Below are 3,690 nucleotides of genomic sequence, written 5' to 3'. Positions count from 1 at the left end.
GCCTATGGCGAAGACCGTCGACGACTACGAAGCGTTGCTTCCCTGGAAAATGCCGGCCGACCTCCGCTGACCCGCATCACTACCACACCTCACGCGCTCCGCCACCTTACTCTGAGGGGCGTCGTTCGTGGATCGCATACCATTAGTCGCACAGGCCTATGGACCGACATCCGACGCAGCTCCGCATGCGCCGCTCGACTCGACATTAACGATCGGCCGCATACGGTGCACCGCAATGATTAATTTGAAGTCCGCGGGCCTTGGGATGCAGGTCATGGCGAAATGGATCGGACTGAGATCGAACGCGAGCAATTGCTGTCGCCGGGGCGCGGAACTGTCCGGACGGCAAACGTTCGACGCGCGAAGTAATTCTGTAATTCTGATCATCGAGGACGACAAATCGCGCGACGGCATCAAGGGCACGCTGAGTTGTGGACTCCCGCTTCATCGCGGGCTGGTCGGAGGCTATGTCAACGAGCGACTGTCTAGCATGTACGCCCGACATCCCCGGGCTCGCTGGTAAGCAACCAACAGCCAGGCCTACGGCGCGGGTGCTCCAACACTGCTCGTTGCAGGAAAAGCGCGGTTGAGCCGTGAGCGGTGGCTTTCATCCGCACCCTCGCTAGAGAACCGGGATCTGCGCAGCCCGCTCAGAAGCCTTCGGCGCTATCGGCGGCGTCGACTCACAAGCAATGAGGATTGCGTCGCGACCAACGGCGCGCCCCTTCGGCGCAGCTCCCAGACGGCGTTACAGTCGAACTCGCGTGCTTACGGCACGATGCACGATGCGACGCTTGATACGGCGTTGATCGCCGCGCTGGGCTAGCTTTGATGTTCCGCCTTGATCTGAACGTTCGCTACCTGCGCCGGCGCGGTCATTAGCCCCCCCTGCCTTCCGGCTACGTTTTTCGCGGTACCGGTTGTGCCCAGTAGTTAGCTCGCCCTTGAGCTACCCAACATTGCCTCCTCCGCAGACAGCGTTCAGGATTTGTACCAAACTGCGGCGTACAAACGGACAAACAATAATGGTGATAGAAGCCCCACGGGAATCGCGACCGCGACTGCTGAGCAGCCTTCAGTGTGCCTGTGCCGCAGCAAGTTGGCGATCCAGTGCTTCGCGTGCTCGCTGAGCAGCGTTTCCGTCCACGCGGTCCGCTAACACTTCGCCTACCCGACGCAGTTGGTCCGCAGAGATGCCTACATTCATGCTGATGCGCATATGCGCCTGGAGCTGTGACTCGGCGCCCGTAATAACGGAAAGCATACTCACGGTAGCAAGCTCGCGACTCTGCCAGTCCAAGTTGTCGCGTTCGAAGATATCGCCAAAAAGATGAGTTTTTAGATATTCACCAATCGCAGGCGCGAAATCAAAGAGCGGCCCCTTCACTGGAGCGCCAGACAATTTGGTCTGGTTTGCTGTGCCGGCAGCAAGCAAAGCATCTCCAGTGGGAATCGGAGCGCTGGGAAGCTTGCCGGGTGCGTCCTGGACGCCACGCTGCTTGCGCGACTCAAGAACCTTCATGAGTTCTCCGAGCGCGTTGAGACTGCGTGGAAAACCGGCGTAAGCATACACTTGCACTAGAATCTCTCTTGTTTCGCTGACCGTGAGTCCGGCATCCATGGCATGGTTGAGAGCGACATTCAAATTGGCAATATCGCCTGCGGCGGCGAACGCCGCGATAGGCACAATCGCCTGTTGGCGAGCGGTCAAGGTCTCAGAGGCACTCGGCGAGTCAATTCCCGTGTTCGTCATGTTTGATGCTCCTTCGTTTGTAAATGGTAAGCTTGGTGTCGAAACCAGGCTCACGACCAAGGCCAACGCCGAGGTCTGGACGCGCCTTCTTAGGCGCTTAACGGCCGTTGTATTGCTCATCGGTTACCTTCTCCATCCAGGAAACGTTCTTCCCATTCACTGTGCCGGTTACAGCCAGATGAGTCATCCCGGAGTTGTGTGCAGCCCCATGCCAGTGCTTCACTCCGGGCGGACACCAAACTACGTCGCCGGCCCGGATTTGTTTGACTTCCTTGCCCCATTCTTGCGTCAACCCCGAGCCTGATGTCACAACAAGTCGTTGGCCGGCCGGATGGGTATGCCACGCCGAACGCGCGCCCGCTTCAAATGTCACCAGTCCGCCTGAGGCGTTGATGCTCGCGTCTGCGGGCCATACGGGTTGTACACGTACTTGACCGACGAAGTACTCGTCCGAACCAGCCACGGACGGCTGAGAGCCGGCACGCACGATCTCCTGCTGCGCGACATTTGTCATCGATTCGCTGGCCTGCGTCTCGGTGGAAATAGCCAACGACATGTGCACGACGGCGACAGCAAGCATGATGCGAAACAAGGATGTGATCATGGAATGCACCGGTCTCATGGAGGGAATGTTGTTGCAACAATCGTGGGCTGGGTTCTGGCTTCAGACCTCTGTGACAAGCATCTGCCCGAAGACGGTCCAACATTCAACGCCGTCACAAACGGACCCGCGTAATTGCGGTTGAACGACGTCATTAGTGCGCCGTGAACCCACCGTCAATGGCGAGTGCGTGACCAATGACGAAGGAGGAACCGGAACTGCAAAGCCAAAGAACGGCATCCGCGATCTCTTCGGCGCGCCCCAGGCGTCCTATCGGTTGTTCACGCAGAATCTCCTTCATCGCGTCAGCCTGCTTTTGGAGCATCTCTGCGACCATCGGGGTGTCAAACGTACCAGGGCAAATGGCGTTGATGCGGATCCCGCGCGGCGCATATTCGAGAGCAGCACTTCGCGTCAGCCCGATCACCCCATGTTTGGAAGCATGGTAGGCCGCCCGGCCGGGAAGCCCCACAAGTCCTCCGAGCGAGGAGCAGTTGACGATTGCGCCGCTGCCTTGCTTTCTCATGTGATTCAACTCGTGTTTCATACACGCCCAGACGCCGCGCAGGTTGACCGCCGTCACCTTCTCGAAATTCTCAGCCGGTTCGTCAGCAGCGTCACTTGGCGGCACCTGAATCCCTGCGTTGTTAAAGGCAGCGTCTAGCCGGCCAAAGGTCGTCACCGTTTGATTTACCATATGAGCAACCTGGGCCTCATCGGTGACATCGCAGGGCACCGCCAACACTTGATGCGCCGGAACTCTCAATGAGTCGACCGCGTGGCTCAGAGCGTCGGCATTCACGTCTGCGAGCGCCACGGCGGCCCCTGCCTGTGCAAACGCTTTGGCCGTCGCGAGGCCCATACCTGACGCCGCGCCGGTTACAAGTGCAACCCGTCCAGAGAAATCGAACGTGACTTCCAAGATACTTCCTCCGAATTTGTTGAGTCGAGAGTACTACTAGCCGGCGGAAACTTGCAGTGGCTGACCGCTCAACGGCTGCCAGCAATTCTGTCCCCAACAGACATCACCAGCTCAGGTGATGACCGGCAGCCGGTCAAGAAACTTGTCCAGGGTGATCGGATACTGACGCACCCGTATTCCGGTCGCGTTATAGACTGCATTCGCAACGGCCGGTGCAGCTCCCGTGAGGCCCAGTTCGCCGACACCCTTCGCCTTCAAAGGCGAAATCGCCGGATCGACCTCTTCGACAAAGAAGGCGTCGAGATGGGGTATATCCGCGTGAACCGGTACTTCGTATCCGGCTAAATCATGGTTGATGAACAGGCCAAGCCGTTTATCAACTGCCATTTCTTCCATCAACGCCGCGCCAATGCC

General features: G+C 58.6%; 3 protein-coding genes and 1 pseudogene. All 4 read right to left on the bottom strand.

Features of this window, described 5'->3' with window-relative positions:
* Positions 1-1,075: 1,075 nt before the first annotated feature.
* On the bottom strand, positions 1,076-1,753 hold the full coding sequence (locus tag P7F28_RS08905) for a carboxymuconolactone decarboxylase family protein (RefSeq protein ID WP_277184145.1): 678 nt from the start codon (positions 1,751-1,753) through the stop codon (positions 1,076-1,078).
* A 97-nt stretch (positions 1,754-1,850) separates the two neighbouring features.
* Complete coding sequence (locus P7F28_RS08900; RefSeq protein WP_370467278.1) at positions 1,851-2,357, bottom strand: cupin domain-containing protein; 507 nt, start codon at positions 2,355-2,357, stop codon at positions 1,851-1,853.
* Positions 2,358-2,508: 151 nt separating this feature from the next.
* Positions 2,509-3,276, bottom strand: coding sequence for a glucose 1-dehydrogenase (locus P7F28_RS08895; RefSeq protein ID WP_277184144.1), 768 nt, complete (start codon positions 3,274-3,276; stop codon positions 2,509-2,511).
* Positions 3,277-3,387: 111 nt separating this feature from the next.
* Positions 3,388-3,690 (bottom strand): annotated as a pseudogene (locus tag P7F28_RS08890) (xanthine dehydrogenase family protein molybdopterin-binding subunit); the annotation flags it as partial.

This window comes from Caballeronia sp. BR00000012568055 (assembly GCF_029439455.1).
Classification (GTDB): Bacteria; Pseudomonadota; Gammaproteobacteria; order Burkholderiales; family Burkholderiaceae; genus Caballeronia.
Note: the sequence above shows the minus strand (reverse complement) of the source record. Positions and strands in the feature narration are given on the sequence as shown.

What these genes read in the sequence shown, in the direction of transcription:
- P7F28_RS08905 (WP_277184145.1), bottom strand. Translation starts at nt 1,753, where the DNA reads ATGACGAACACGGGAATTGACTCGCCGAGTGCCTCTGAGACCTTGACC.
- P7F28_RS08900 (WP_370467278.1), bottom strand. Translation starts at nt 2,357, where the DNA reads ATGATCACATCCTTGTTTCGCATCATGCTTGCTGTCGCCGTCGTGCAC.